This is a genomic window from Streptomyces beigongshangae (assembly GCF_019710745.1).
GTDB classification, from domain to species: Bacteria; Actinomycetota; Actinomycetes; order Streptomycetales; family Streptomycetaceae; genus Streptomyces; species Streptomyces beigongshangae.
Window position 1 is genome coordinate 203,575 of record NZ_JAHKJW010000002.1, and the last position, 23,640, is coordinate 227,214.

Sequence of the window (23,640 nt, forward strand, 5' to 3'; positions counted from 1 at the left end):
CTGAGCGGTGCTGAGCACGCTCCGGAACCGGCGTGAACGAGCCGATGGACACAGCACCTCAGGTCCATGGCCCCGGGAAACGTCATCCCAGAAGTTCCCTCCGCCTTTTGGCGGACCACCGCCCCGGCACGGTCCACACAGCAAGGACCACTGTCGGACAGCACAACCGGTCGCCGAGCCAGACAGGCCGACGTCCGCTCCAGGGAAGGACCCTTCGTGAGCGACACCACCGATCTGATGGGCGCACGTGTCGAGGAGACCGCTGCCGCGCCCGCCACGGACGCCTCCGCGCCTGCCACCGGTGCCGGCTCCCGTCGGCGCCGCGGTACCGGCCTCGAGGGCATGGTGCTGGCCGAGTTGCAGCAGGTCGCATCCGGCCTCGGCATCAGGGGCACCGCGCGGATGCGCAAGAGCCAGCTGATCGAGGTCATCAAGGAGGCGCAGGCCGGGGGCGGTGCTTCCCCCAAGGCCGCGTCCGCCGCCGACGCCGAGGCGAAGCCCAAGCGCCGGGCCACCTCGAAGGCCCGTACGGGTGACGAGACCGTCCCCGCCGACGGGAAGAAGGCGGACGCCGAGGCCGGGAAGGCCGTGGCGCAGCAGCAGATCGAGATTCCCGGCCAGCCCGACGGCGGCCCCTCCCGCGGCGAGGCCGAGGACGCCCCGGCCGAGCGCCGCCGCCGTCGCGCCACCGCCGACGCGGGCAGCCCGGAGACGGTCACCGCCGAGGCGAAGACCGACCTGAAGACCGAGCCGAGGGCCGAGGCGCCCGCGCAGTCCCAGGGCGAGCCCAAGGGCGACGGCCCGGACGCCGGCGCCGAAGGCCGTCAGGGCCGCCGCGACCGCCGGGACCGCGGGGACCGGGGGGAGCGCGGCGACCGTGACCGCGGGGGCCGCGACCGCGACCGCCGTGGCAAGGGCGACGAGCAGCAGGGCGGCCAGGGCGGCCAGGGTGGCCAGGGTGGCCAGAGCGGCAACCAGGGCGGCGGCAACCAGCAGCGCCAGGACCGACAGGACCGCCAGGACCGTCAGCAGGGCGGCGGCCGTCAGGACCGCCAGGACCGCCAGCGGGACAACGGGCCCCAGGACGACGACGATTTCGAGGGTGGCCGCCGCGGTCGCCGCGGTCGTTACCGGGACCGCCGCGGCCGCCGCGGCCGCGACGAGTTCGGCCCCAACGAGCCGCAGGTCGCCGACGACGACGTCCTGATCCCCGTCGCGGGCATCCTGGACATCCTCGACAACTACGCGTTCATCCGTACGTCGGGTTACCTGCCCGGCCCGAACGACGTGTACGTCTCGCTGGCCCAGGTCCGCAAGAACGGCCTGCGCAAGGGCGACCACGTCACCGGCGCCGTCCGCCAGCCCAAGGACGGCGAGCGCCGCGAGAAGTTCAACGCGCTGGTCCGCCTGGACTCCCAGAACGGCATGGCGCCCGAATCGGGGCGCGGACGGCCGGAGTTCAACAAGCTGACGCCGCTCTACCCGCAGGACCGGCTCCGCCTGGAGACCGACCCGGGCGTGCTGACGACCCGGATCATCGACCTCGTCGCGCCGATCGGCAAGGGCCAGCGCGGTCTGATCGTGGCCCCGCCGAAGACCGGCAAGACCATGATCATGCAGGCGATCGCCAACGCGATCACGCACAACAACCCCGAGTGCCACCTGATGGTCGTCCTGGTCGACGAGCGTCCGGAAGAGGTCACCGACATGCAGCGGTCGGTGAAGGGCGAGGTCATCTCCTCGACCTTCGACCGTCCCGCCGAGGACCACACCACGGTCGCCGAGCTGGCCATCGAGCGTGCCAAGCGCCTGGTGGAGCTGGGCCACGACGTCGTCGTGCTGCTCGACTCGATCACGCGTCTGGGCCGTGCGTACAACCTCGCCGCCCCGGCCTCCGGCCGCATCCTGTCCGGTGGTGTCGACTCGACCGCGCTCTACCCGCCGAAGCGCTTCTTCGGCGCCGCGCGCAACATCGAGGACGGCGGCTCGCTGACGATCCTGGCCACCGCGCTCGTCGACACCGGCTCGCGCATGGACGAGGTCATCTTCGAGGAGTTCAAGGGCACGGGCAACGCGGAGCTCAAGCTCGACCGCAAGCTCGCCGACAAGCGCATCTTCCCGGCGGTGGACGTCGACGCGTCCGGCACCCGCAAGGAGGAGATCCTGCTCGGCAGCGACGAGCTCGCGATCACCTGGAAGTTGCGCCGCGTGCTGCACGCGCTCGACCAGCAGCAGGCGATCGAGCTGCTGCTCGACAAGATGAAGCAGACGAAGTCGAACGCCGAGTTCCTGCTGCAGATCCAGAAGACGACGCCGATGCCGGGCAACGGCAACGACTGACGTCACCGCCGGCGCAGCCGGTACCGCGCAGGGCCGCCCCCGTCACCCCGGGGGCGGCCCTGCGCGTTGTGGAGCGCGGAGGCGGACCACCGGCCGTGTCCCGTCGGTCACTCTTCGTGCCCTCCGCCTCACAGTACGGTCACAGCGTGTTGTGCAACCCTTTTTCCGGTTCACCCGTCTCAACGGACAGACCCTGACAGAGGCGTCACGACATCCGACCACGCCTGACCCCGACCGCAGGGGGTAGCCGGGAGAACCAGCGAGGACCGAGGAGCCCATGCCTGCCGAGAGCACACCGGAGCCCGAGAGCACGCCGGAGGGCGGCCGCCGCACGACGCGCAGCCGGCGCCGCAGGGCGCTGCTCGTCGCCGCCTGGTCCGCGGCGGGAGTCCTCGTCCTGGGCGGCACCGGCCTCGGATACCTGTACGTCAACCTCAACGACAACATCAGGACCGTCGACATCGACCAGGCCCTCGGCACCGACCGGCCCCTGGACGTCGACGACGGTTCCCAGGACATCCTCGTCCTGGGCTCCGACACCCGCTCCGGCAGCAACAAGGAGCTCGGCGGCGGCGCCGACGACGGCAGCGCCCGCTCGGACACCGCGATGGTCGTGCACGTCTACGAGGGCCACCGGAAGGCCAGTGTGGTCTCCATACCCCGTGACACCCTCGTGCCGCGGCCCTCGTGCACCGACGACGAGGGCGTCACGCACGACGCCGCGTCCCTGGCCATGTTCAACTCGGCGTACTCCACGGGCGGCGCCGCCTGCGCGGTGAAGACCGTCGAGGCGATGACCGGCATCCGCATGGACCACTACGTCGAGGTCGATTTCAGCGGCTTCCGGAAGCTGATCGACGAGCTCGGCGGCGTCGAGGTCACCACGACCGAGGACATCGAGGACAGGGACAGCCACCTCGACCTGGAGGCCGGCACGCACCGGCTCACCGGCGAACAGGCGCTCGGCCTGGTCCGTACGCGCCACGGGGTCGGCGACGGCTCCGACCTCGGCCGTATCCAGCTCCAGCAGGCGTTCGTCAGGGCCCTGGTCGAGCAGGTGTCGGACATAGGCGTGCTGAGCAGCCCGAAGAACCTGTACGACCTCGCCGACACGGCCACCGGGACCGTCACCACCGACTCCGACCTGGACTCGGTCAAGGACCTGGCCTCCTTCGCCCACGGGCTCAAGGGAATCGATTCGTCGAACATGCACATGGTCACGATGCCGGTCCGGTACGACCCCGCGGACGGCAACCGCGTCCTGGTCCAGCGGAAGAAGGCCGAACAGGTCTGGGACGCGCTGAAGAACGACCGTCCGATCCCGGAGTCGGCGACGCGGGACACGGCGACGGGTGACGCGAAGGGCGTCGTCACGGGGTGACGGCACCCTGCGGCGGGGCTGCGCCCCGGGGCGGCAGGGGGCGGGTGCCTCGCGCCGAGGGCGGGTGCGGGTGCGCCGGGGCTGGTCGCGCGGTTCCCCGCGCCCCTCACGGGGCCGGGGCCCGGCCCCGGGAATACCCACGGCCGTCCCCCGGTTTGGGGAGATGGCACCAGTCCTGGCAGACTGGACAGTCGGCTCCGGTTCACGCCCCGCATCCCGCGGCAGCGACCCGGCGCCCTCCCGAAACTAGGAGACACCTTGAAGCGCGACATCCACCCCGAGTACGTCGAGACGCAGGTCAGCTGCACCTGTGGCGCGTCGTTCACCACCCGCAGCACGATCTCCAGCGGCACCGTCCGTGCCGAGGTCTGCTCCGAGTGCCACCCGTTCTACACGGGCAAGCAGAAGATCCTCGACACCGGTGGCCGCGTGGCCCGCTTCGAGGCCCGCTTCGGCAAGGCCGCGGCGGCCAAGAAGTAGCGACCTCACAGCGCCGGTCTCCGTCGCCTCCGACCAGGAGGCGCCGGGACCGGCGCTTTGCGGTGCAGCGTCCCCGCAGCTTCCCCCCCCGCTGCAGCCCCTTCTCCCCGCTCTCGGCGTCGATCGGGCGCCGATCGAGCAGGGGAACCCCCATGCCGTACCTACGTCCCCGGGCCCGAGACGGTGCCGGGGGCAGCCCATTGGAGCCGGAGATGTTCGAGGCGGTCGAGGAACTCATCGGCGAGCACGCCGATCTGGAGAAGAAGCTCGCTGACCCGTCGGTCCACGCCGATCAGGCCAACGCGCGCAAGCTCAACAAGCGCTATGCCGAGCTGACCCCGATCGTGGCGACCTACCGCTCCTGGAAGCAGACCGGGGACGACATCGAGACGGCCAAGGAGTTCGTCGCCGACGACCCCGACTTCGCCGCCGAGGTCAAGGAGCTGGAGAAGCAGCGCGAGGAACTGACGGAGAAGCTGCGGCTGCTCCTCGTCCCGCGCGACCCCAGCGACGACAAGGACGTCATCCTGGAGATCAAGGCGGGCGCGGGCGGCGACGAGTCGGCGCTGTTCGCCGGCGACCTGCTGCGCATGTACCTGCGGTACGCCGAGCGCGTCGGCTGGAAGACCGAGATCATCGACTCCACCGAGTCCGAGCTGGGCGGCTACAAGGACGTCCAGGTCGCCGTGAAGACCAAGGGCGGCAACGGCGCCACCGAGCCCGGCCAGGGCGTCTGGGCCCGGATGAAGTACGAGGGCGGCGTGCACCGCGTGCAGCGCGTGCCCTCCACCGAGTCGCAGGGCCGGATCCACACCTCCGCCGCCGGTGTGCTGGTCACGCCCGAGGCCGAGGAGGTCGACGTCGAGATCCACGCGAACGACCTGCGGATCGACGTCTACCGCTCCTCCGGACCCGGCGGCCAGTCCGTCAACACCACCGACTCCGCCGTGCGCATCACGCACCTCCCCACCGGGGTCGTCGCCTCCTGCCAGAACGAGAAGAGCCAGCTGCAGAACAAGGAGCAGGCGATGCGCATCCTGCGCTCCAGGCTCCTCGCCGCGGCGCAGGAGGAGGCGGAGCGCGAGGCCGCGGACGCCCGCCGCAGCCAGGTCCGCACCGTCGACCGCTCCGAGAAGATCCGTACGTACAACTTTCCGGAGAACCGCATCTCGGACCACCGCGTCGGGTTCAAGGCGTACAACTTGGACCAGGTGCTCGACGGCGACCTCGACGCGGTGATCCAGGCATGTGTGGACGCCGACTCGGCGGCCAAGCTCGCCGCCGCGTAACCACGCTCCCAGCCCACCAGACCGCTCAGCCCGGAGGACCAGCGTGCAGCAACATCTTGGGGGGCGACCCCCGAACCCCCGCGGCGTGCTGCTCGCGGAGGTGGCCCAGGCCACCCAGCGGCTGGCCGACGCCGGTGTGCCCTCGCCGCGCAACGACGCCGAGGAACTCGCCGCGTTCGTGCACGGCGTGAAGCGGGGCGAGCTGCACACCGTCAAGGACGCGGACTTCGACGCCCGGTACTGGGAGGTCATCGCGCGCCGCGAGGCCCGCGAGCCGCTCCAGCACATCACCGGACGGGCCTACTTCCGGTATCTGGAGCTGCAGGTCGGGCCGGGTGTGTTCGTACCGCGGCCGGAGACCGAGTCCGTGGTCGGCTGGGCCATAGACGCCGTGCGCGCGATGGACGTCGTGGAACCGCTGATCGTCGACCTGTGCACCGGCTCGGGCGCCATCGCACTCGCCCTCGCCCAGGAGGTGCCGCGCTCCCGCGTGCACGCCGTCGAGCTGTCCGAGGACGCCCTGCGGTGGACCCGCAAGAACGTCGAGGGGTCCAGGGTCGACCTGCGCCAGGGGGACGCCCTGGACGCCTTCCCCGACCTGGACGGCCAGGTGGACCTCGTGATCACGAACCCGCCGTACATCCCGCTCACCGAGTGGGAGTACGTCGCGCCGGAGGCCCGGGACCACGATCCCGAGCTCTCCCTGTTCTCGGGGGAGGACGGCCTCGACCTGATCCGGGGCCTGGAGCGCACCGCGCACCGGCTGCTGCGGCCCGGTGGTGTCGTCGTCGTCGAGCACGCGGACACCCAGGGCGGCCAGGTGCCGTGGATCTTCACCGAGGAGCGGGGTTGGGCCGACGCCGCCGACCACCCCGACCTCAACAACAGGCCGCGGTTCGCGACGGCCCGCAGGGCGACGCCATGACGACGGCGACCCGTCGCGCGCACCACGCAGACAGCACAGACAGCACAGACGGCACTGACAGTGCAGACGGCACAGACGGCATGGAATTCGTCAGGTACGCGGCCGACGGGGCCCGCGTGTTCGAGGAGGCTTGCTGACATGGCACGGCGATACGACACCAACGACGCGACCGACCGCACGACGGGTCTGCGCGAGGCCGCGTCCGCCGTCCGCCGGGGCGAGCTCGTGGTGCTGCCGACCGACACCGTGTACGGGATCGGCGCGGACGCGTTCAGCTCGGAGGCCGTGTCCGACCTGCTGGAGGCCAAGGGCCGCGGCAGGAACATGCCCACGCCCGTCCTCATCGGCTCTCCGAACACCCTGCACGGCCTGGTCACGGACTTCTCCGAGATGGCCTGGGAGCTCGTCGACGCCTTCTGGCCGGGCGCGCTGACCCTCGTCGCCAGGCACCAGCCGTCCCTGCAGTGGGACCTGGGCGACACCCGGGGCACCGTCGCGGTCCGCATGCCGCTGCACCCGGTGGCCATCGAGCTGCTGACCGAGACCGGCCCGATGGCCGTCTCGTCCGCGAACCTCACGGGACACCCGTCCCCCGAGGACTGCGACGCCGCGCAGGAGATGCTCGGCGACTCCGTCTCCGTGTACCTGGACGGCGGTCCGACCCCCGGCATCGTCCCGTCGTCGATCGTCGACGTGACGGGCGAGGTCCCGGTGCTGCTGCGGGCGGGGGCGCTGTCGGCCGAGGAGCTGCGCAAGGTCGTACCCGACCTCGAGGTGGCGAATTGACAGCCCCTGACGCGGGGCGTGGCATAGGCACGGGAACGGGGGGCTCGGGGGCTTACGGCGACGGGGCCTTCGGCGACTCCTCCTTTCGCATCCTCCACGTCAGCACCGGCAACGTGTGCCGCTCGCCGATCACCGAGCGGCTGACCCGCCACGCCCTGGCGGACCGGCTCGGCGACCCCCTGGGCGGCGGCCTGATCGTGGAGAGCGCCGGCACCTGGGGGCACGAGGGCGCGCCCATGGAGGCCAACGCCGAGACGGTCCTCGCGGACTTCGGCGCGGACCCCTCCGGCTTCGTGGGCCGCGAACTGCTGGACGAGCACGTCATCAAGGCCGACCTGGTGCTCACCGCGACCCGCGACCACCGAGCCCAGGTCATCTCCATGGGCCATTCGGCGGGCCTGCGCACCTTCACCCTGAAGGAGTTCACCCGTCTGGTCCGGGCCATAGACCCCGCGACGCTGCCGCCCCTGGACGACGGCATGGTCGAACGCGCGCGGGCCCTGGTCCGTGCCGCGGCGGCGCTGCGCGGGTGGCTGCTGGCCCCGACGGCGGAGGCGGACGAGGTGTACGACCCGTACGGGGCGCCCCTGCCGTTCTTCCGCTCGGTGGGGGAGGAGATCCAGCAGGCCCTGGATCCGGTGGTCACGGCGCTGACGGGGGCGCCCGCGGGCAGGTGACCCGGGCGCGCGGGAGTGCGGCGGGGGCAGGGCGGGCAGGGCCGTCCGGGTGTGACACCGGGCGCGGGTGCGCACGCGGTCCTACATTGGACACAGCGTCCCCGTCGAGGTCCGGAGTCCGCCATGCCGGTCGCACACCCGCTTGAGAGCCCGCCGTCGGCCGATGTGCTCGGCCGGCAGGATCCGGAACTGGCCGAGATCCTCCGCGCGGAGCGGGAGCGGCAGTCGACGACGCTGCAGCTGATCGCCGCCGAGAACTTCAGCTCGCCGGCCGTCCTGGCCGCGCTGGGCTCGCCGCTCGCCAACAAGTACGCCGAGGGGTATCCCGGCGCCCGGCACCACGGCGGCTGCGAACTGGTCGACATGGCCGAGCGGACGGCCGTGGAGCGCGCGAAGGCGCTCTTCGGCGCCGCGCACGCCAATGTGCAGCCCCACTCCGGGAGTTCGGCCGTCCTGGCCGCCTACGCCGCCCTGCTGCGCCCCGGTGACACCGTTCTCGCGCTGGGGCTGCCGCACGGCGGCCACCTCACGCACGGGTCGCCCGCCAACTTCTCCGGCCGGTGGTTCGACTTCGTCGGGTACGGCGTCGATCCGGAGAGCGGGCTCATCGACCACGAGCAGGTGCGGGCGCTGGCCCGCGCGCACCGGCCCAAGGCCATCGTGTGCGGGTCCATCTCCTACCCGCGGCACATGGACTACGCCGCGTTCCGCGCGGTGGCGGACGAGGTCGGCGCGTACCTCATCGCCGACGCCGCGCACCCCATCGGCCTCGTCGCCGGGGGAGCGGCGCCCAGCCCGGTCCCGTACGCCGATGTCGTGTGCGCGACCACCCACAAGGTGCTGCGCGGCCCGCGCGGCGGCATGCTGCTGTGCGGGAGCGAGCTGGCCCAGCGGGTGGACCGGGCGGTCTTCCCCTTCACCCAGGGCGGGGCGCAGATGAACACCGTCGCCGCGAAGGCCGTCGCGTTCGGCGAGGCGGCGGCACCGGCGTTCGCCGGGTACGCCCGTCAGGTGGTCGCCAACGCGCGAACGCTCGCGCGCTGCCTGACGGCCGAGGGGTTCACGGTCACCACCGGCGGCACCGACACCCATCTGCTGACCGTGGACCCGGCGCCGCTCGGGGTGGACGGCCGGACCGCCCGCGGCCGGCTCGCCGCCGCCGGGGTGTTCCTCGACACCTGCGCGCTGCCCGGCCCGGGGGTGCGGGGGCTGCGTCTGGGCACGGCCGCCGTCACCACGCAGGGCATGGGGGAGACGGAGATGGCCCGGATCGCGGCGCTGTCCGCAGCGGCCGCGCGGGACGAGTCCGCGGCCCTGCGGGTCCGTGGAGAAGTGCGGGAGCTGACCGGGAGATTTCCGCCTCATCCCGGCGGGTGAGGGGGAGAGGGGCCGGGACGCACAGCCACTCGTGCAACCATCGGCCCTACCCGGAAGTCCCCAACCGTATGCGCACGAAGCTAGGGTGTGGGGCTGAGACGGCTAGCGAGACCTGTGGGGAAGCCCGTGCGTGAATACCTCCTGACGCTCTGCATCACGGCCGCGGTGACGTACCTGCTGACCGGGCCGGTGCGGAAGTTCGCGATCGTGGCCGGGGCGATGCCGGAGATCCGGGCACGTGACGTGCACCGGGAACCCACCCCGCGCCTCGGCGGCATCGCGATGTTCTTCGGGCTGTGCGCCGGTCTGCTGGTCGCCGACCACCTGACCAACCTCGACGAGGTGTTCACCGACTCCAACGAGCCGCGGGCCCTGCTCTCCGGCGCGGCCCTGATCTGGCTGATCGGCGTCCTGGACGACAAGTTCGAGATCGACGCCCTCATCAAGCTCGGCGGCCAGATGATCGCCGCGGGCGTCATGGTGATGCAGGGCCTGACGATCCTGTGGCTGCCGATCCCCGGGGTCGGCTCCGTCTCGCTGACGCAGTGGCAGGGGACGCTGCTGACGGTGGCGCTCGTCGTGATCACCATCAACGCCGTGAACTTCGTCGACGGCCTCGACGGCCTCGCCGCCGGCATGGTGTGCATCGCGGCCACGGCGTTCTTCATGTACGCGTACCGCATCTGGTACGGCTACGGACTGGAGTCCGCGGCCCCCGCCACCCTCTTCTCCGCGATCCTGATGGGCATGTGCCTCGGCTTCCTGCCGCACAACATGCACCCCGCCCGCATCTTCATGGGCGACTCGGGCTCGATGCTCATCGGTCTCGTCCTGGCGGCCGGCGCCATCTCCATCACGGGCCAGATCGACCCCGACGCGATGAACCTGTTCGCCGGGTCCGAGAAGGAGGCCGTCCACCAGACGGTGCCCGTCTACATCCCGCTGCTGCTCCCGCTGACGATCATCGCCGTCCCGGCGGCCGACCTGGTGCTCGCCATCGTGCGGCGCACCTGGCGCGGCCAGTCGCCGTTCGCCGCCGACCGCGGGCACCTGCACCACCGCCTGCTGGAGATCGGGCACTCGCACAGCCGGGCCGTGCTCATCATGTACTTCTGGTCGGCGCTGATCGCCTTCGGGGCCCTCGCCTACTCGGTGAACTCGGGCGCCATGTGGATCGTGCTCGGCATCATGGGGCTCAGCGCGGTGGGCCTGGTCCTGCTCCTGCTGCCGCGCTTCACGCCGCGTGCCCCGCGCTGGGCCGAGCACCTGGTGCCGCCCCGCTACCGCCGCCGCAAGGCCGTGGAGGTCTCCGGGGAGGGTGCCCCCGGGGCCGCGTACGGGGCGGGCGCGCAGCCGCGCGGCGGGGCCGGCGGGGCCGGCGACGGGGATGCGGAATGTGCGGACGACCGCGCTCCGGTGGCCGCCGGCGTCAACGGGGCGACCGCCGTCGGCGCCGGGCAGCGTCTCCTGGAGGACCACAAGACCGGAACGTCGCGCTGACGCCAGGGTAAGAATCGTGCAAGAGCCATCCTGTGGACGGCTCTCCGAAAATACCCCAATACCACACAAGAGGTCCGCGCGGGCGCGCAGATGCGCATGTTCGTTCTCATGTGTGACGCCGGGCACACCAACCAGGTAAAGACCTCATCAAATAGTTTGTGATACGGTTCACGAGAACCCGGGACAGAGCCGAGGGACCGCGATACGACGGTCCACCGGCGATGAGGTTCTCTCGCTGTCCGGGACTACGCTCGTCCATGACGACACCTGCCCCCTTGAGCAAAGCGGAGTTGCCGCCATGCCCTCCAATGACGTCCGGATCCTTCTCCAGGCCGCTGTACCCACGGCTGCCGTCGGCGCGATCGCAGCCGTCGTCAGCGCCGTGGTCGCGGGTGGCGAGGGGGCGGTCGGGGCGGTCGTGGCGACGCTGGTCGTGATCCTCTTCATGGGCATCGGGCTGTACGTCCTGCAGCGCACCGCGAAGTCGCTTCCGCATCTCTTCCAGGCGATGGGTCTGATGCTGTACACGGCACAGATTCTTCTGCTGTTCATCTTCATGGCGACCTTCAAGGACACGACGCTGTTCGACCCCAAAGCCTTTGCGATCACCCTGGTCGTCACCACGCTCGCGTGGATCGGCGCCCAGGCTCGTGCTCATATGAACGCCAAGATCCTTTACGTGGAACCCGACTCCTCGAAGGGCGACAAGCCCGAAAAGACGGGGCACTCGTCGTGAGGGGTAGGGCCGGGATAAGGGCACGTCGGAGATCCTGCTATCGTCCGGTGCCAACTGCGGCATCGCGGGCGCGGGCATGTGAGCTGACGCCTGCTCTAGCGCGAGGCTCGATGCCCTCCTGCCGCCCCCACATCCGTAACACCAGTCCAGTGCCGAACCGCGGCTGTCCGCCGCGCCGACACAACGAGGTTGCCGTACCCATGCGCCACGCTGAAGGAGCCCGCGGTGAGTGCTGACCCGACGCAGGTGCTCGCCTTCGAGACCGACTGCCACATCTTCGACGGCTGTGGATTCCCGGCTCCCGGCCTGCACTCGTTCCTGTTCGAGCCCATCTGGGGCCATCAGGACGACGCCGTCTACTTCAACAAGACGATGCTGCTGGCGCTGCTCGGCTCCGTCATCATCATCGGTTTCTTCTGGGCCGCTTTCCGTAAGCCGCAGGTCGTGCCCGGGAAGCTGCAGATGGTGGCCGAGGCGGGCTACGACTTCATCCGTCGCGGTGTCGTCTACGAGACCATCGGCAAGAAGGAGGGCGAGAAGTACGTCCCGCTCGTCGTCTCCCTCTTCTTCTTCATCTGGATGATGAACCTCTGGTCGATCGTCCCGGTCGCCCAGTTCCCGGTGACGTCGATCATCGCGTACCCGCTCGTGCTCGCCCTGATCGTCTACGTCCTGTGGGTCTCGCTGACGTTCAAGCGGCACGGTTTCGTCGGTGCCTTCAAGAACATCACGGGCTACGACAAGTCGCTCGGCCCGGTGCTGCCGCTGGCCATGCTCATCGAGTTCTTCTCGAACCTGCTGGTCCGGCCGTTCACCCACGCCGTGCGGCTCTTCGCGAACATGTTCGCGGGTCACACCCTGCTGCTGCTCTTCACGATCGCCAGCTGGTACCTGCTCAACGGCGTCGGTATCGCCTACGCCGGTGTGTCGTTCGTGATGGTCATCGTGATGACCGCCTTCGAGCTCTTCATCCAGGCGCTGCAGGCATATGTCTTCGTGCTTCTGACCTGCACCTACATCCAGGGCGCGCTCGCCGAGCACCACTGAGCCACCCCACCTGCAAAACCCCCAAACGTCCGGTGGCCAACCCCCGCCGGTCCGTACAGAGAAGGAAGAATCAGCATGGCTGCCACTGAGACCCTCGCCGCTGTCTCCGGCTCCCTCGGCTCCATCGGCTACGGCCTCGCCGCCATCGGCCCCGGCGTCGGCGTCGGCATCATCTTCGGCAACGGCACCCAGGCCCTTGCCCGTCAGCCCGAGGCCGCCGGCCTGATCCGCGCCAACCAGATCCTCGGCTTCGCCTTCTGTGAGGCGCTCGCCCTCATCGGTCTGGTCATGCCGTTCGTCTACGGCAAGTGATCTGACGATCCACGACCAGCCGACTAGACGAAAGGCACTGACATGAGCCAGCTGCTCATTCTGGCGGCCGAGGAGACGCAGAACCCCCTGGTTCCGCCGATCCCCGAGCTCGTCATCGGCCTGATCGCCTTTGTCATCGTCTTCGGTTTTCTCGCCAAGAAGCTCCTCCCGAACATCAACAAGGTTCTGGAGCAGCGCCGCGAGGCCATCGAGGGTGGTATTGAGAAGGCCGAGGCCGCTCAGACCGAGGCTCAGAGCGTGCTTGAGCAGTACAAGGCTCAGCTCGCCGAGGCCCGGCACGAGGCCGCGCGGCTGCGCCAGGAGGCGCAGGAGCAGGGCGCCACGCTCATCGCCGAGATGCGCGCGGAAGGCCAGCGGCAGCGTGAGGAGATCATCGCCGCCGGTCACGCCCAGATCGCGGCCGACCGCAAGGCCGCCGCGTCCGCGCTGCGCCAGGACGTCGGCCAGCTGGCCACCGAACTGGCCGGCAAGCTCGTGGGCGAGTCCCTCCAGGACCACGCCCGCCAGAGCCGGACCATCGACCGGTTCCTCGACGGTCTCGACGACAGCGCTTCGAAGGCCGAGGCCACGCGATGAACGGAGCGAGCCGCGAGGCTTTGGCCGCCGCACGTGAGCGTCTCGACGCGTTGACGGACTCCGTGTCCGTGGACGCGGCGCGGCTCGCCGACGAGCTGGCCGCCGTCACCGCGCTGCTCGACCGCGAGGTGTCGTTGCGTCGGGTCCTCACCGACCCGGCGCAGGCCGGCGAGGCGAAGGCCGAACTGGCCGGGCGTCTCCTCCGCGGCCAGGTCAGCGGTACCACCGCCGATCTGGTGGCCGGTCTGGTGCGCTCCCGCTGGTCGCGCTCGCGCGACCTGGTCGACTCCGTCGAGGAGCTGGCCGACACCGCCGACCTCACGGCGGCGCAGCGGCGGGGCGCGCTCGACGACGTCGAGGACGAGCTGTTCCGGTTCGGCCGGATCGTCTCCTCGAACACCGGGCTGCGCGCCGCGCTGACCGACCGCGGTGCCACGACCGCGGCCAAGGGCGAGCTGCTGCGCAGCCTGCTCGGCGGCCGGGCGGACACCGTGACCGAGCGATTGGTCACACGCCTCGTGACCGCGCCCCGGGGACGTAGCCTGGAGTCGGGACTCGAATCCCTGTCCAAGCTCGCCGCCGGGCGCCGCAACCGCATGGTCGCCGTCGTCACGTCGGCGGTCCCGCTGAGCGAACTGCAGAAGCAGCGCCTGGGCGCCGCTCTCGCGAAGCTCTACGGCCGCCCGATGCACCTCAACCTCGACGTGGACCCCGAGGTCCTCGGCGGGATCCGGGTGCAGGTCGGCGACGAGGTCATCAACGGTTCGATCGCGGACCGGCTGGAGGACGCCAGCCGCCGTATGGCGAGCTAGCAGAACCAGCAGCACCTGAACACGCGTACACGAGCAGTACCCGAGCAGTACTACGGCCCTGGTTGGGCCGTGCAGAGGATTCCTGGGGGCCCGCGGCTCAGCCGCAAAGGGAAACAGCCCCAGACCCCCCAAGAAAACTTCGGGCCCAACAAGGAGAGCAGGGAACCCAGATGGCGGAGCTCACGATCCGGCCGGAGGAGATCCGGGATGCGCTGGAGAACTTCGTCCAGTCGTACAAGCCGGACGCGGCCTCGCGCGAGGAGGTCGGTACGGTCACCCTTGCCGGCGACGGCATCGCGAAGGTCGAGGGCCTGCCCTCGGCCATGGCCAACGAACTGCTGCGGTTCGAGAACGGGACCCTCGGTCTCGCGCTGAACCTGGAGGAGCGCGAGATCGGCGCGGTCGTCCTTGGCGAGTTCAGCGGCATCGAAGAGGGACAGCCGGTCACGCGTACCGGCGAGGTCCTGTCCGTGGCCGTGGGCGAGGGCTACCTCGGCCGCGTGGTCGACCCGCTCGGCAACCCGATCGACGGCCTCGGCGAGATCGAGACGTCCGGACGCCGTGCCCTGGAGCTGCAGGCTCCGGGCGTCATGGCCCGCAAGTCGGTGCACGAGCCGATGGAGACCGGCTACAAGGCCGTCGACGCGATGACCCCGATCGGCCGTGGCCAGCGCCAGCTGGTCATCGGCGACCGCCAGACCGGCAAGACCGCCCTGGCCGTCGACACGATCATCAACCAGCGTGACAACTGGCGCACGGGCGACCCGAAGAAGCAGGTCCGCTGCGTCTACGTCGCCATCGGCCAGAAGGGCTCGACCATCGCCTCCGTGCGTGGCGCCCTCGAAGAGGCCGGCGCGCTGGAGTACACGACCATCGTCGCCGCCCCGGCGTCCGACCCGGCCGGCTTCAAGTACCTGGCGCCGTACACCGGCTCGGCCATCGGCCAGCAGTGGATGTACGAGGGCAAGCACGTCCTCATCATCTTCGACGACCTCTCGAAGCAGGCCGACGCCTACCGCGCCGTGTCCCTGCTGCTCCGCCGTCCGCCGGGGCGCGAGGCGTACCCCGGTGACGTCTTCTACCTGCACTCCCGTCTCCTGGAGCGCTGCGCGAAGCTCTCGGACGAGATGGGCGCGGGCTCGATGACCGGTCTGCCGATCGTCGAGACGAAGGCCAACGACGTCTCGGCGTTCATCCCGACCAACGTCATCTCCATCACCGACGGCCAGTGCTTCCTGGAGTCGGACCTGTTCAACGCCGGTCAGCGCCCCGCGCTGAACGTCGGTATCTCCGTCTCCCGGGTCGGTGGTTCCGCGCAGCACAAGGCGATGAAGCAGGTCTCCGGCCGGCTCCGCGTCGACCTCGCCCAGTTCCGTGAGCTGGAGGCGTTCGCCGCCTTCGGTTCCGACCTGGACGCCGCGTCGAAGGCGCAGCTGGAGCGCGGCCAGCGGATGGTCGAGCTGCTCAAGCAGGCCCAGTACCAGCCGATGGCCACCGAGGACCAGGTCGTCTCCGTCTGGGCCGGCACCACCGGCAAGATGGACGACGTCCCGGTCGCCGACATCCGCCGCTTCGAGAAGGAGCTCCTGGAGTACCTGCACCGCAAGGAGCAGGGCCTCATGACCTCCATCAAGGAGGGCGGCAAGATGTCGGACGACACCCTGCAGGCCATCGCCGACGCGATCGCGGACTTCAAGAAGCAGTTCGAGACGTCGGACGGCAAGCTGCTCGGCGAGGACACCCCTGCCGCTGCGGGCAAGTGACGACGGAAGGGACCTGACTCATGGGAGCCCAGCTCCGGGTCTACAAGCGTCGCATCAAATCCGTCACCGCGACCAAGAAGATCACCAAGGCGATGGAGATGATCGCCGCCTCGCGCGTCGTCAAGGCGCAGCGCAAGGTGGCGGCCTCCACGCCGTACGCGACCGAGCTCACCCGCGCGGTCACGGCGGTCGGGACCGGTTCGAACACCCAGCACCCGCTCACCACGGAGGCTGAGACGGCGACCCGTTCCGCGGTGCTGCTCCTCACGAGCGACCGCGGACTGGCCGGCGCCTTCAACTCCAACGCCATCAAGGCGGCGGAGAAGCTGACCGCCCGCCTGGAGGCGGAGGGCAAGGAGGTCGACACGTACATCGTCGGCCGCCGCGGCCTGGCCCACTACAACTTCCGGGAGCGCAAGGTCTCGGAATCGTGGTCGGGCTTCACCGACGAGCCCTCCTACGGGGACGCGAAGAAGATCGCGGTCCCGCTGATCGAGGCCATCGAGAAGGAGACGGCGGACGGCGGCGTGGACGAGCTCCACATCGTCTACACCGAGTTCGTCTCGATGATGACGCAGACGGCCGTGGACAGCCGCCTGCTGCCGCTCAGCCTCGAAGAGGTAGCGGAGGAGCAGTCCGCCAAGGACGAGATCCTTCCGCTGTACGACTTCGAGCCGTCGGCGGAGGACGTCCTGGACGCCCTCCTGCCGCGGTACGTCGAGAGCCGTATCTACAACGCGCTGCTCCAGTCGGCTGCCTCCAAGCACGCCGCCACCCGCCGCGCGATGAAGTCGGCGACCGACAACGCGGGAGACCTGATCACTTCACTCTCCCGACTTGCGAACGCGGCCCGCCAGGCCGAAATCACCCAGGAAATCAGCGAGATCGTCGGTGGCTCCGCAGCCCTGGCCGACGCGACCGCGGGGAGTGACAGGTAATGACGACGACAGTTGAGACGGCCGTTGCCACGGGCCGCGTCGCCCGGGTCATCGGCCCGGTCGTCGACGTGGAATTCCCCGTCGACGCCATGCCGGAGATCTACAACGCCCTTCACGTCGAGGTGGCCGACCCGGCCAACGCCGGCGAGAGGAAGACGCTGACCCTGGAGGTCGCCCAGCACCTGGGTGACGGCCTGGTCCGCACCATCTCCATGCAGCCCACCGACGGCCTGGTCCGCCAGGCCGTGGTGACCGACACCGGCAAGGGCATCAGCGTCCCGGTCGGCGACTTCACCAAGGGCAAGGTGTTCAACACCCTCGGTGAGGTGCTGAACTCCGACGACACCTACGACGGCGAGCGCTGGTCCATCCACCGCAAGGCCCCCTCGTTCGACCAGCTCGAGTCGAAGACCGAGATGTTCGAGACGGGCCTGAAGGTCGTCGACCTCCTCACCCCGTACGTCAAGGGCGGCAAGATCGGTCTGTTCGGTGGTGCCGGTGTCGGCAAGACCGTGCTGATCCAGGAAATGATCATGCGTGTCGCCAACCTCCACGAGGGCGTCTCCGTCTTCGCGGGCGTCGGTGAGCGCACCCGTGAGGGCAACGACCTCATCGCGGAGATGGAGGAGAGCGGCGTCCTCGACAAGACCGCTCTCGTCTTCGGCCAGATGGACGAGCCCCCGGGCACCCGTCTGCGGGTGGCGCTGGCCGGTCTGACCATGGCGGAGTACTTCCGCGATGTGCAGAAGCAGGACGTGCTGTTCTTCATCGACAACATCTTCCGCTTCACCCAGGCCGGTTCCGAGGTCTCCACCCTGCTCGGCCGTATGCCGTCCGCGGTGGGCTACCAGCCGAACCTGGCCGACGAGATGGGTCAGCTGCAGGAGCGCATCACCTCGACGCGTGGTCACTCGATCACGTCGATGCAGGCGATCTACGTCCCCGCGGACGACCTGACCGACCCGGCCCCGGCCACCACCTTCGCCCACCTCGACGCGACGACGGTGCTCTCCCGTCCGATCTCCGAGAAGGGCATCTACCCGGCCGTGGACCCGCTGGACTCCACGTCCCGCATCCTGGACCCGCGCTACATCGCGCAGGACCACTACGACGCCGCCATGCGCGTCAAGACGGTCCTGCAGAAGTACAAGGACCTCCAGGACATCATCGCGATCCTCGGTATCGACGAACTGGGCGAGGAGGACAAGCTCGTCGTCCACCGCGCCCGTCGCGTGGAGCGCTTCCTGTCCCAGAACACCCACGCCGCCAAGCAGTTCACCGGCGTCGACGGGTCGGACGTCCCGCTGGAGGAGTCGATCGCGGCCTTCAACGCGATCATCGACGGCGAGTACGACCACTTCCCGGAGCAGGCGTTCTTCATGTGCGGTGGCATCGAGGACCTCAAGGCGAAGGCCAAGGAGCTCGGCGTCTCCTGAACCGGAGTGTTCGGCGGCCGAGGGGGCGGGTGCGTCCCGCCCCCTCGACCGCGCCAGTGCAGCACCCCCGGGGGACGGTCCCCGGACCCCCGCCGGGAGGCGGGGCGGGGCCCGGCGCCTTCCGGTGCGCGGCGCCCCATTAGACTTAGACCCAACACCCGGCGGCAACGGCCGGGTGGTGACCCGAGGAGCCCACCTTGGCTGCTGAGCTGCACGTCGAGCTCGTCGCCGCGGACCGCAGTGTCTGGTCCGGCGAGGCCACCCTGGTCGTCGCGCGCACCACGTCCGGCGACATCGGCGTCATGCCCGGTCACCAGCCGCTGCTCGGTGTGCTGGAGTCGGGCCCGGTGACCATCCGTACGAGTGATGGTGGAACGGTCGTCGCCGCGGTGCACGGCGGTTTCATCTCGTTCGCGGACAACAAGCTGTCCCTGCTGGCCGAGATCGCCGAGCTGTCGGACGAGATCGATGTCCAGCGTGCGGAGCGGGCGCTCGAGCGCGCGAAGTCGGACGCCGACGCGTCCGCCGAGCGGCGCGCGGACGTCCGACTGCGGGCGGTGTCGGCGCACTGAAACCAGCGCGTCGGAGGAAGTGACTCAGCCGCGGCCAGGACCGGAGCTTTTTCCGGACCGGGTCGCGGCTGAGGCGATGCGGGTGCTTTTTTCCTTTCCGTTACCTAGGAGACGAGGAGGTCGGTGTCGATGGTCCTCGCTCTGACTGTGGTCGGGTCGGTAGTAGCGCTGGTGGCCCTCGGACTCCTCGTCTTCGGTCTGCGCCGCAGAGTGATCCAGCGTTCGGGTGGCACCTTCGACTGCAGCCTGCGCTGGAACGTCCCGGAGAAGGGCGACACCGGCGGCAAGGGCTGGGGGTACGGCATCGCCCGCTACAGCGGCGACCGGATCGAGTGGTTCCGCGTCTTCTCGTACGCCCTGCGGCCGCGCCGCGTCCTCGAACGCTCGGCGATCGAGGTGGCGGGCCGGCGCACTCCCGAGGGGGAGGAGGAGCTGGCGCTGCTCTCCGACTCGATCGTCCTCGCCTGTGTCCATCGCGGTACGCGCCTGGAACTCGCCATGAGCGAGGACGCGCTCACCGGGTTCCTCGCCTGGCTGGAAGCGGCGCCGCCCGGACAGCGGGTGAATGTGGCCTAGCGCCGCATCCACCCACCGTCCGGGCGTCGTGCCGTCCGGGGGACGGGGCGCGGGGCCCGGGGTCACCGGGCGCCCGCGCGGACCGCTACTTCAGACCGCTGTCGATCGCGGTCACCAGCTCGCCGTTGCCGGTGTCACCGCTGAACTCCCAGAAGAAGGCCCCGCCCAGGCCCTGGTTCTTGGCCCAGGCCATCTTGGAGTTGATGGTGGCCGGGGTGTCGTAGCTCCACCAGTTGCTGCCGCAGTGGGCGTAGGCCGTGCCGGCGATCGTGCCGGTGACGGGGCAGGAGTTCTTGAGGATCTTGTAGTCCTCGATGCCCGCCTCGTACGTGCCGGGTGCCGCGCCGGTCGCCGAGCCGCCCGGGGCGGACTGGGTCACGCCGGTCCAGCCGCGGCCGTAGAAGCCGATGCCGAGCAGCAGCTTCTTCGCGGGTACGCCCTTGCTCTTGAGCTTGGCTATCGCGTCGGCCGAGTTGAAGCCGGCGGCCGGGATGCCGCTGTACGAGGTCAGCGGCGAGTGCGGGGCGGTCGGGCCGTCCGCGTCGAAGGCGCCGAAGTAGTCGTACGTCATCACGTTGTACCAGTCGAGGTACTGCGCGGCGCCGCCGTAGTCGGCCGCGTCGATCTTGCCGCCGGAGGAGCCGTCGGCGGTGATGGCCGCGGTGACCAGGTAGTTGCTGCCGAACTCGGTGCGCAGCGCCTGGCTGAGGGTCTTGAAGGCGGCGAAGCCCGAGGTGTCGCAGGTCAGGCCGCAGGCGTTCGGGTACTCCCAGTCGATGTCGATGCCGTCGAAGACATCGGCCCAGCGCGGGTCCTCCACGACGGCCTTGCAGGACTTGGCGAACGCGGCCGCGTTCTGCGCGGCCTGGCCGAAGCCGCCGGAGTAGGTCCAGCCGCCGAAGGAGTACAGCACCTTGATGTGCGGGTACTTCGCCTTCAGCTGGCGCAGCTGGTTGAAGTTGCCGCGCAGCGGCTGGTCCCAGGTGTCGGCGGTGCCGCTGACGGACTGGTCGGCGGTGTAGGCCTTCTCGTACGCGGCGAAGGTGTCGTCGACGGTGCACTGACCGTTCTTGACGTTGCCGAACGAGTAGTTGATGTGGGTGATCTTCGACGCGGAGCCGGAGGTGACCAGGTTCTTGACGTGGTAGTTGCGGCCGTAGACGCCCCACTCGGTGAAGTAGCCGAGCTTGACCTTGTCGCCGGTGGGCGGCTCGGTGGTGCCGCCGGTGGTGCGCACCGCGGTCGAGCCGCTGACCGGTCCGGTCTGGTCGGCGGTGTCCCGGGCCTGGACCGTGTACGAGTAGTCGGTGCCGGCGGTCAGGCCGGTGTTCGTGTACGAGGTCCCGGTCACCGTGGCGACCTTGGCGCCGTCGCGCAGGACGTCGTAGTTCTTGACGCCCTTGTCGTCGGTGGCCGCGCTCCAGGAGAGCTTCACCGAGGTGTTCGTGATGTCGGAGGCGGTCGGCTTGCCCGGCGCCGAGGGCGGGTTGTCGCCCGGGACGGTGGGGCCGCCGTCACAACTGCCGCCGTTGAGCTTGCAGTTGGTGGGGGAGCCGGTGCCCGAGCCGTTGAAGCCGAAGGAGAGGGAGGCGCCCGGTGCGAGGGTGCCGTTCCAGGACTTGTTCTTGGCGGTCCAGTGGGTGCCGGAGCTGGTGACGTCGGCGTCCCAGGAGGAGGTGACCGAGGTGCCCGAGGGGAAGTCCCACTCGACGGTCCAGGAGTTGATGGCCGTGGTGCCGGTGTTCTTGACGGTCCACTTGCCCTCGAAGCCGTTGCCCCAGTCCTGGGTCTTGGCGTAGGTGGCGGTCGCCGTCGTGGCGGCGGAGGCGGGGCTCGCGAGCCCGACCAGTGCGGCGAACGGCAGCAGCAGGGTGGTGAATCCCGCTACCGCCCTGAGTCCGAGTCTGCGTCTGAGGCGCATCCGCGTCTCCTTGGGGGGAGTTTGATGAGGTGCGCAGGACAATAGAAAGGTCTGGACCATAGGTCAAGAGGTCCAGACCACTGAGAAGGTGCGGTGCGGCTACTTGTTACACGCCCAACTCCTGGGCCAGCACGGCCGCCTGCACCCGGCTGCGCAGCCCCAGTTTGCCCAGCAGTCGGCTGACGTGCGTCTTCACGGTGGCCTCCGCCATGTCGAGCCGCGTTCCGATCTCCGCGTTGGACAGACCCTCGCCGAGGCAGGACAGGACCTCCCGTTCGCGCCGGGTCAGCGCGTCCAGGACGGCCGGGTCGGTCCCCGGCCCGCGTACCGGCCGCGCGGCGAACTCGGCGATCAGCCGGCGGGTGACCGCGGGCGAGATCAGCCCCTCGCCGCCGGCCACGGTGCGGACCGCGTCGAGGAGCTGCCGCGCCTCGGTGTTCTTCAGCAGGAAGCCGGCGGCGCCCGCGCGCAGCGCGCCGAACACGTACGCGTCGAGGTCGAAGGTGGTGAGCACGAGGACGTCGGCGAGTCCTTCGGCGACGACCTGGCGGGTGGCGGAGACGCCGTCCAGCCGGGGCATCTGGACGTCCATCAGGACGAGGTCGGGCCGCAGTTCCCTGGCCAGGGCCACCGCCTGCTCGCCGTCCGCGGCCTCGCCGACCACCTCGACGTCGGGGGCGCTGCGCAGGATGAGCACCAGGCCGGCGCGTACGGCGGATTGGTCCTCGGCGACGAGCACACGGATCATGCGGTTTCTCCTTCGGTGATCGGGAGGGTGGCCCGGACGGCCCAGGTCCTGACGACGGCCGCCGGGTCCCCGGCGCCGCCCCCGGCCCCGGCCCCGTCCGCGGGTCCGGGCGCAGGGCCGTTCGCGGGTCCGGGCGCGGGGCCCGCCCCGCCGAGTGCGGGACCTGCCTCGAACGTGCCCTGGAGCAGGGCCACCCGCTCGCGCATCCCGATCAGGCCCGCGCCCGAGCCGGGGGCGCGCGGGCCGTCGTCCCGGACGCCGCCGAACGGACTGGTCACGCACACGTCCAGGGCGTGGTCGCGCCGGTGGAGGCGGACGGTGACCCGGCCGGGGGCGGCGTGCTTGAGAGCGTTGGTCAGCGACTCCTGCACGATGCGGTAGGCGGCCAGCTCGACCGGGGCGGGGAGCGCCGTGTGCGCGCAGTCCAGGTCGGGGTCGAGATCGACGTCGACGTCGAGGCCGTTGGCGCGGGCGTGCTCCACCAGGGAGCCGAGCCCGTCCAGGGTGGGCGCGGCGGCCGGCTCGGTGTCCCCGCTGCTGTCGCGCAGGATGCCGATGAGGCGGCGCATCTCGGCGAGCCCCTCGACGCTGTTCTCGCGGATGACGCCGAGGGCCTGCCTGGAGGTGTCCGGGTCGTCCAGGGAGAGCGCGGCCGTGGAGTGGATGGCGATCGCCGACAGGTGGTTGGCCACCAGGTCGTGCAGCTCCCTGGCCATCCGGGCGCGTTCGGCGGTCACGGCCTGGACGCGGTCGATCTCGGCGAGCAGGGCCGTCTGCCCGGCCCGCAGCCGGGCGGCCTCGGCGGCGTCGCGGTGGTTGCGCACGACCCAGCCGGTGGCGCCGGGGGTGAACGCCACGACCCCGACGACCACGCCGATCAGCAGTGCCTCCGGCACCCGCCAGACCGCGAAGGGCACCACGGTGCCGACCACCGTGAGCAGGCCGCTGTTCCACAGGACGCGGCGGGCGGTGGCGGGCGGACCGTACAGCACGGCCGCGTACACGAGGTCCGTGAACATCAGGACCGTCACGAGGCTGCCCTGCGTGACCGTGTCGAGGGTCAGTGCGGCGACGCCGGTCAGCAGGCCGGTGCGCGGACGGGTCCGCCGCAGCAGCTCGCAGCCCGCCGTGACCGCGAGCGGCAGCAGGACCGGCCAGCGGCCCGCCCAGAGCACGAGATCGTCGGTGGCCGGGCGGGTGCCGAGGCCGGCGCCCCACAGGAGGAGTCCGCCGAGCAGTCCCGCGAGGGCGATGCGCACGTCGTCGCGGTGCGGTCGGGGGCTTCGTGCGGACATGACCCCATCCAACACGCGGCGTCCCCCCGCCGCCCGGTCCCGGGGGACGGTTCGCGAGGTCCGCGAGTACATCGAAGGATGCAGCGGCGGTTCGTCATCGACGACGACGATCTCCGGCGGCGCCCGCGGGAG

Annotated in this window: 22 protein-coding genes; 19 read left to right on the plus strand and 3 right to left on the minus strand. The window is 70.4% G+C overall.

Features of this window, described 5'->3' with window-relative positions:
- The first annotated feature begins 216 nt into the window (after positions 1–216).
- The 19 genes from rho (at position 217) to KM933_RS02345 (ending at position 19,544) form a co-directional block, all read left to right on the plus strand.
- Positions 217–2,340 (plus strand): transcription termination factor Rho, encoded by a 2,124-nt coding sequence (gene rho / locus KM933_RS02255; protein WP_221348042.1) that lies wholly within the window; start codon positions 217–219, stop codon positions 2,338–2,340.
- Between the two features lie 277 nt (positions 2,341–2,617).
- Entirely contained in the window at positions 2,618–3,721 is a 1,104-nt protein-coding gene (locus KM933_RS02260; protein ID WP_221348043.1) for an LCP family protein, read from the plus strand.
- A 258-nt stretch (positions 3,722–3,979) separates the two neighbouring features.
- Positions 3,980–4,201 carry a 50S ribosomal protein L31 gene (rpmE, locus tag KM933_RS02265; RefSeq protein ID WP_010984345.1) on the plus strand — a complete coding sequence of 74 codons (222 nt, stop codon included), beginning with the start codon at positions 3,980–3,982 and terminating at the stop codon, positions 4,199–4,201.
- Positions 4,202–4,413: 212 nt separating this feature from the next.
- Positions 4,414–5,490, plus strand: coding sequence for a peptide chain release factor 1 (gene prfA / locus KM933_RS02270; protein ID WP_221348044.1), 1,077 nt, complete (start codon positions 4,414–4,416; stop codon positions 5,488–5,490).
- An 85-nt stretch (positions 5,491–5,575) separates the two neighbouring features.
- Positions 5,576–6,415 carry a peptide chain release factor N(5)-glutamine methyltransferase gene (gene prmC, locus KM933_RS02275; protein ID WP_221348045.1) on the plus strand — a complete coding sequence of 280 codons (840 nt, stop codon included), beginning with the start codon at positions 5,576–5,578 and terminating at the stop codon, positions 6,413–6,415.
- 138 nt (positions 6,416–6,553) lie between these two features.
- Complete coding sequence (locus KM933_RS02280) at positions 6,554–7,201, plus strand: L-threonylcarbamoyladenylate synthase (protein WP_221348046.1); 648 nt, start codon at positions 6,554–6,556, stop codon at positions 7,199–7,201.
- Positions 7,198–7,878 (plus strand): arsenate reductase/protein-tyrosine-phosphatase family protein, encoded by a 681-nt coding sequence (locus KM933_RS02285; protein WP_221348047.1) that lies wholly within the window; start codon positions 7,198–7,200, stop codon positions 7,876–7,878. The genes KM933_RS02280 and KM933_RS02285 overlap by 4 nt, the downstream gene beginning before the upstream one ends.
- Positions 7,879–8,001: 123 nt before the next feature.
- Positions 8,002–9,255, plus strand: a complete 1,254-nt coding sequence (locus KM933_RS02290; protein WP_221348048.1) for a serine hydroxymethyltransferase — start codon at positions 8,002–8,004, stop codon at positions 9,253–9,255.
- A gap of 126 nt (positions 9,256–9,381) precedes the next feature.
- The gene (locus KM933_RS02295) at positions 9,382–10,755 is read left to right on the plus strand and encodes an MraY family glycosyltransferase (RefSeq protein ID WP_221348049.1); all 1,374 of its coding nucleotides are present in this window, start codon (positions 9,382–9,384) and stop codon (positions 10,753–10,755) included.
- Between the two features lie 298 nt (positions 10,756–11,053).
- Complete coding sequence (locus tag KM933_RS02300) at positions 11,054–11,491, plus strand: Cg1360 family ATP-synthase-associated protein (RefSeq protein WP_221348050.1); 438 nt, start codon at positions 11,054–11,056, stop codon at positions 11,489–11,491.
- Between the two features lie 225 nt (positions 11,492–11,716).
- A complete protein-coding gene (gene atpB / locus KM933_RS02305; RefSeq protein ID WP_221348051.1) occupies positions 11,717–12,538 on the plus strand; it encodes a F0F1 ATP synthase subunit A in 822 nt (273 codons plus the stop codon).
- Positions 12,539–12,613: 75 nt separating this feature from the next.
- Complete coding sequence (locus KM933_RS02310) at positions 12,614–12,850, plus strand: ATP synthase subunit c family protein (protein ID WP_019060721.1); 237 nt, start codon at positions 12,614–12,616, stop codon at positions 12,848–12,850.
- A 42-nt stretch (positions 12,851–12,892) separates the two neighbouring features.
- Positions 12,893–13,447 carry a F0F1 ATP synthase subunit B gene (locus tag KM933_RS02315; protein WP_221348052.1) on the plus strand — a complete coding sequence of 185 codons (555 nt, stop codon included), beginning with the start codon at positions 12,893–12,895 and terminating at the stop codon, positions 13,445–13,447.
- A complete protein-coding gene (locus KM933_RS02320) occupies positions 13,444–14,259 on the plus strand; it encodes a F0F1 ATP synthase subunit delta (RefSeq protein ID WP_221348053.1) in 816 nt (271 codons plus the stop codon). The genes KM933_RS02315 and KM933_RS02320 overlap by 4 nt, the downstream gene beginning before the upstream one ends.
- Positions 14,260–14,429: 170 nt before the next feature.
- Entirely contained in the window at positions 14,430–16,022 is a 1,593-nt protein-coding gene (gene atpA / locus KM933_RS02325) for a F0F1 ATP synthase subunit alpha (RefSeq protein WP_221348054.1), read from the plus strand.
- A 20-nt stretch (positions 16,023–16,042) separates the two neighbouring features.
- On the plus strand, positions 16,043–16,960 hold the full coding sequence (locus tag KM933_RS02330) for a F0F1 ATP synthase subunit gamma (protein WP_221348055.1): 918 nt from the start codon (positions 16,043–16,045) through the stop codon (positions 16,958–16,960).
- On the plus strand, positions 16,960–18,396 hold the full coding sequence (atpD, locus tag KM933_RS02335) for a F0F1 ATP synthase subunit beta (protein WP_221348056.1): 1,437 nt from the start codon (positions 16,960–16,962) through the stop codon (positions 18,394–18,396). Before KM933_RS02330 ends, atpD begins: the two co-directional genes overlap by 1 nt.
- Before the next feature lie 197 nt (positions 18,397–18,593).
- Positions 18,594–18,968: a F0F1 ATP synthase subunit epsilon gene (locus KM933_RS02340; protein WP_217456820.1), complete on the plus strand. Its 375-nt coding sequence runs from the start codon at positions 18,594–18,596 to the stop codon at positions 18,966–18,968.
- A gap of 129 nt (positions 18,969–19,097) precedes the next feature.
- Complete coding sequence (locus tag KM933_RS02345) at positions 19,098–19,544, plus strand: DUF2550 domain-containing protein (RefSeq protein WP_221348057.1); 447 nt, start codon at positions 19,098–19,100, stop codon at positions 19,542–19,544.
- An 85-nt stretch (positions 19,545–19,629) separates the two neighbouring features.
- Here KM933_RS02345 and KM933_RS02350 read toward each other — a convergent pair whose 3' ends face one another.
- The 3 genes from KM933_RS02350 to KM933_RS02360 form a co-directional block, all read right to left on the minus strand.
- Positions 19,630–21,465: a glycoside hydrolase family 18 chitinase gene (locus tag KM933_RS02350; RefSeq protein WP_221348058.1), complete on the minus strand. Its 1,836-nt coding sequence runs from the start codon at positions 21,463–21,465 to the stop codon at positions 19,630–19,632.
- A gap of 106 nt (positions 21,466–21,571) precedes the next feature.
- Entirely contained in the window at positions 21,572–22,213 is a 642-nt protein-coding gene (locus KM933_RS02355) for a response regulator (RefSeq protein ID WP_221348059.1), read from the minus strand.
- The gene (locus KM933_RS02360; RefSeq protein ID WP_221348060.1) at positions 22,210–23,508 is read right to left on the minus strand and encodes a sensor histidine kinase; all 1,299 of its coding nucleotides are present in this window, start codon (positions 23,506–23,508) and stop codon (positions 22,210–22,212) included. Before KM933_RS02360 ends, KM933_RS02355 begins: the two co-directional genes overlap by 4 nt.
- Between the last annotated feature and the right edge of the window lie 132 nt (positions 23,509–23,640).

Coding starts and splice junctions, on each gene's coding strand:
- KM933_RS02260 (WP_221348043.1), top strand. CDS start 2,618: ATGCCTGCCGAGAGCACACCGGAGCCCGAGAGCACGCCGGAGGGCGGC.
- prfA (WP_221348044.1), top strand. CDS start 4,414: ATGTTCGAGGCGGTCGAGGAACTCATCGGCGAGCACGCCGATCTGGAG.
- KM933_RS02280 (WP_221348046.1), top strand. CDS start 6,554: ATGGCACGGCGATACGACACCAACGACGCGACCGACCGCACGACGGGT.
- KM933_RS02290 (WP_221348048.1), top strand. CDS start 8,002: ATGCCGGTCGCACACCCGCTTGAGAGCCCGCCGTCGGCCGATGTGCTC.
- KM933_RS02300 (WP_221348050.1), top strand. CDS start 11,054: ATGCCCTCCAATGACGTCCGGATCCTTCTCCAGGCCGCTGTACCCACG.
- KM933_RS02310 (WP_019060721.1), top strand. CDS start 12,614: ATGGCTGCCACTGAGACCCTCGCCGCTGTCTCCGGCTCCCTCGGCTCC.
- KM933_RS02315 (WP_221348052.1), top strand. CDS start 12,893: ATGAGCCAGCTGCTCATTCTGGCGGCCGAGGAGACGCAGAACCCCCTG.
- KM933_RS02320 (WP_221348053.1), top strand. CDS start 13,444: ATGAACGGAGCGAGCCGCGAGGCTTTGGCCGCCGCACGTGAGCGTCTC.
- atpA (WP_221348054.1), top strand. CDS start 14,430: ATGGCGGAGCTCACGATCCGGCCGGAGGAGATCCGGGATGCGCTGGAG.
- KM933_RS02330 (WP_221348055.1), top strand. CDS start 16,043: ATGGGAGCCCAGCTCCGGGTCTACAAGCGTCGCATCAAATCCGTCACC.
- atpD (WP_221348056.1), top strand. CDS start 16,960: ATGACGACGACAGTTGAGACGGCCGTTGCCACGGGCCGCGTCGCCCGG.
- KM933_RS02345 (WP_221348057.1), top strand. CDS start 19,098: ATGGTCCTCGCTCTGACTGTGGTCGGGTCGGTAGTAGCGCTGGTGGCC.
- KM933_RS02350 (WP_221348058.1), bottom strand. CDS start 21,465: ATGCGCCTCAGACGCAGACTCGGACTCAGGGCGGTAGCGGGATTCACC.
- KM933_RS02355 (WP_221348059.1), bottom strand. CDS start 22,213: ATGATCCGTGTGCTCGTCGCCGAGGACCAATCCGCCGTACGCGCCGGC.
- KM933_RS02360 (WP_221348060.1), bottom strand. CDS start 23,508: ATGTCCGCACGAAGCCCCCGACCGCACCGCGACGACGTGCGCATCGCC.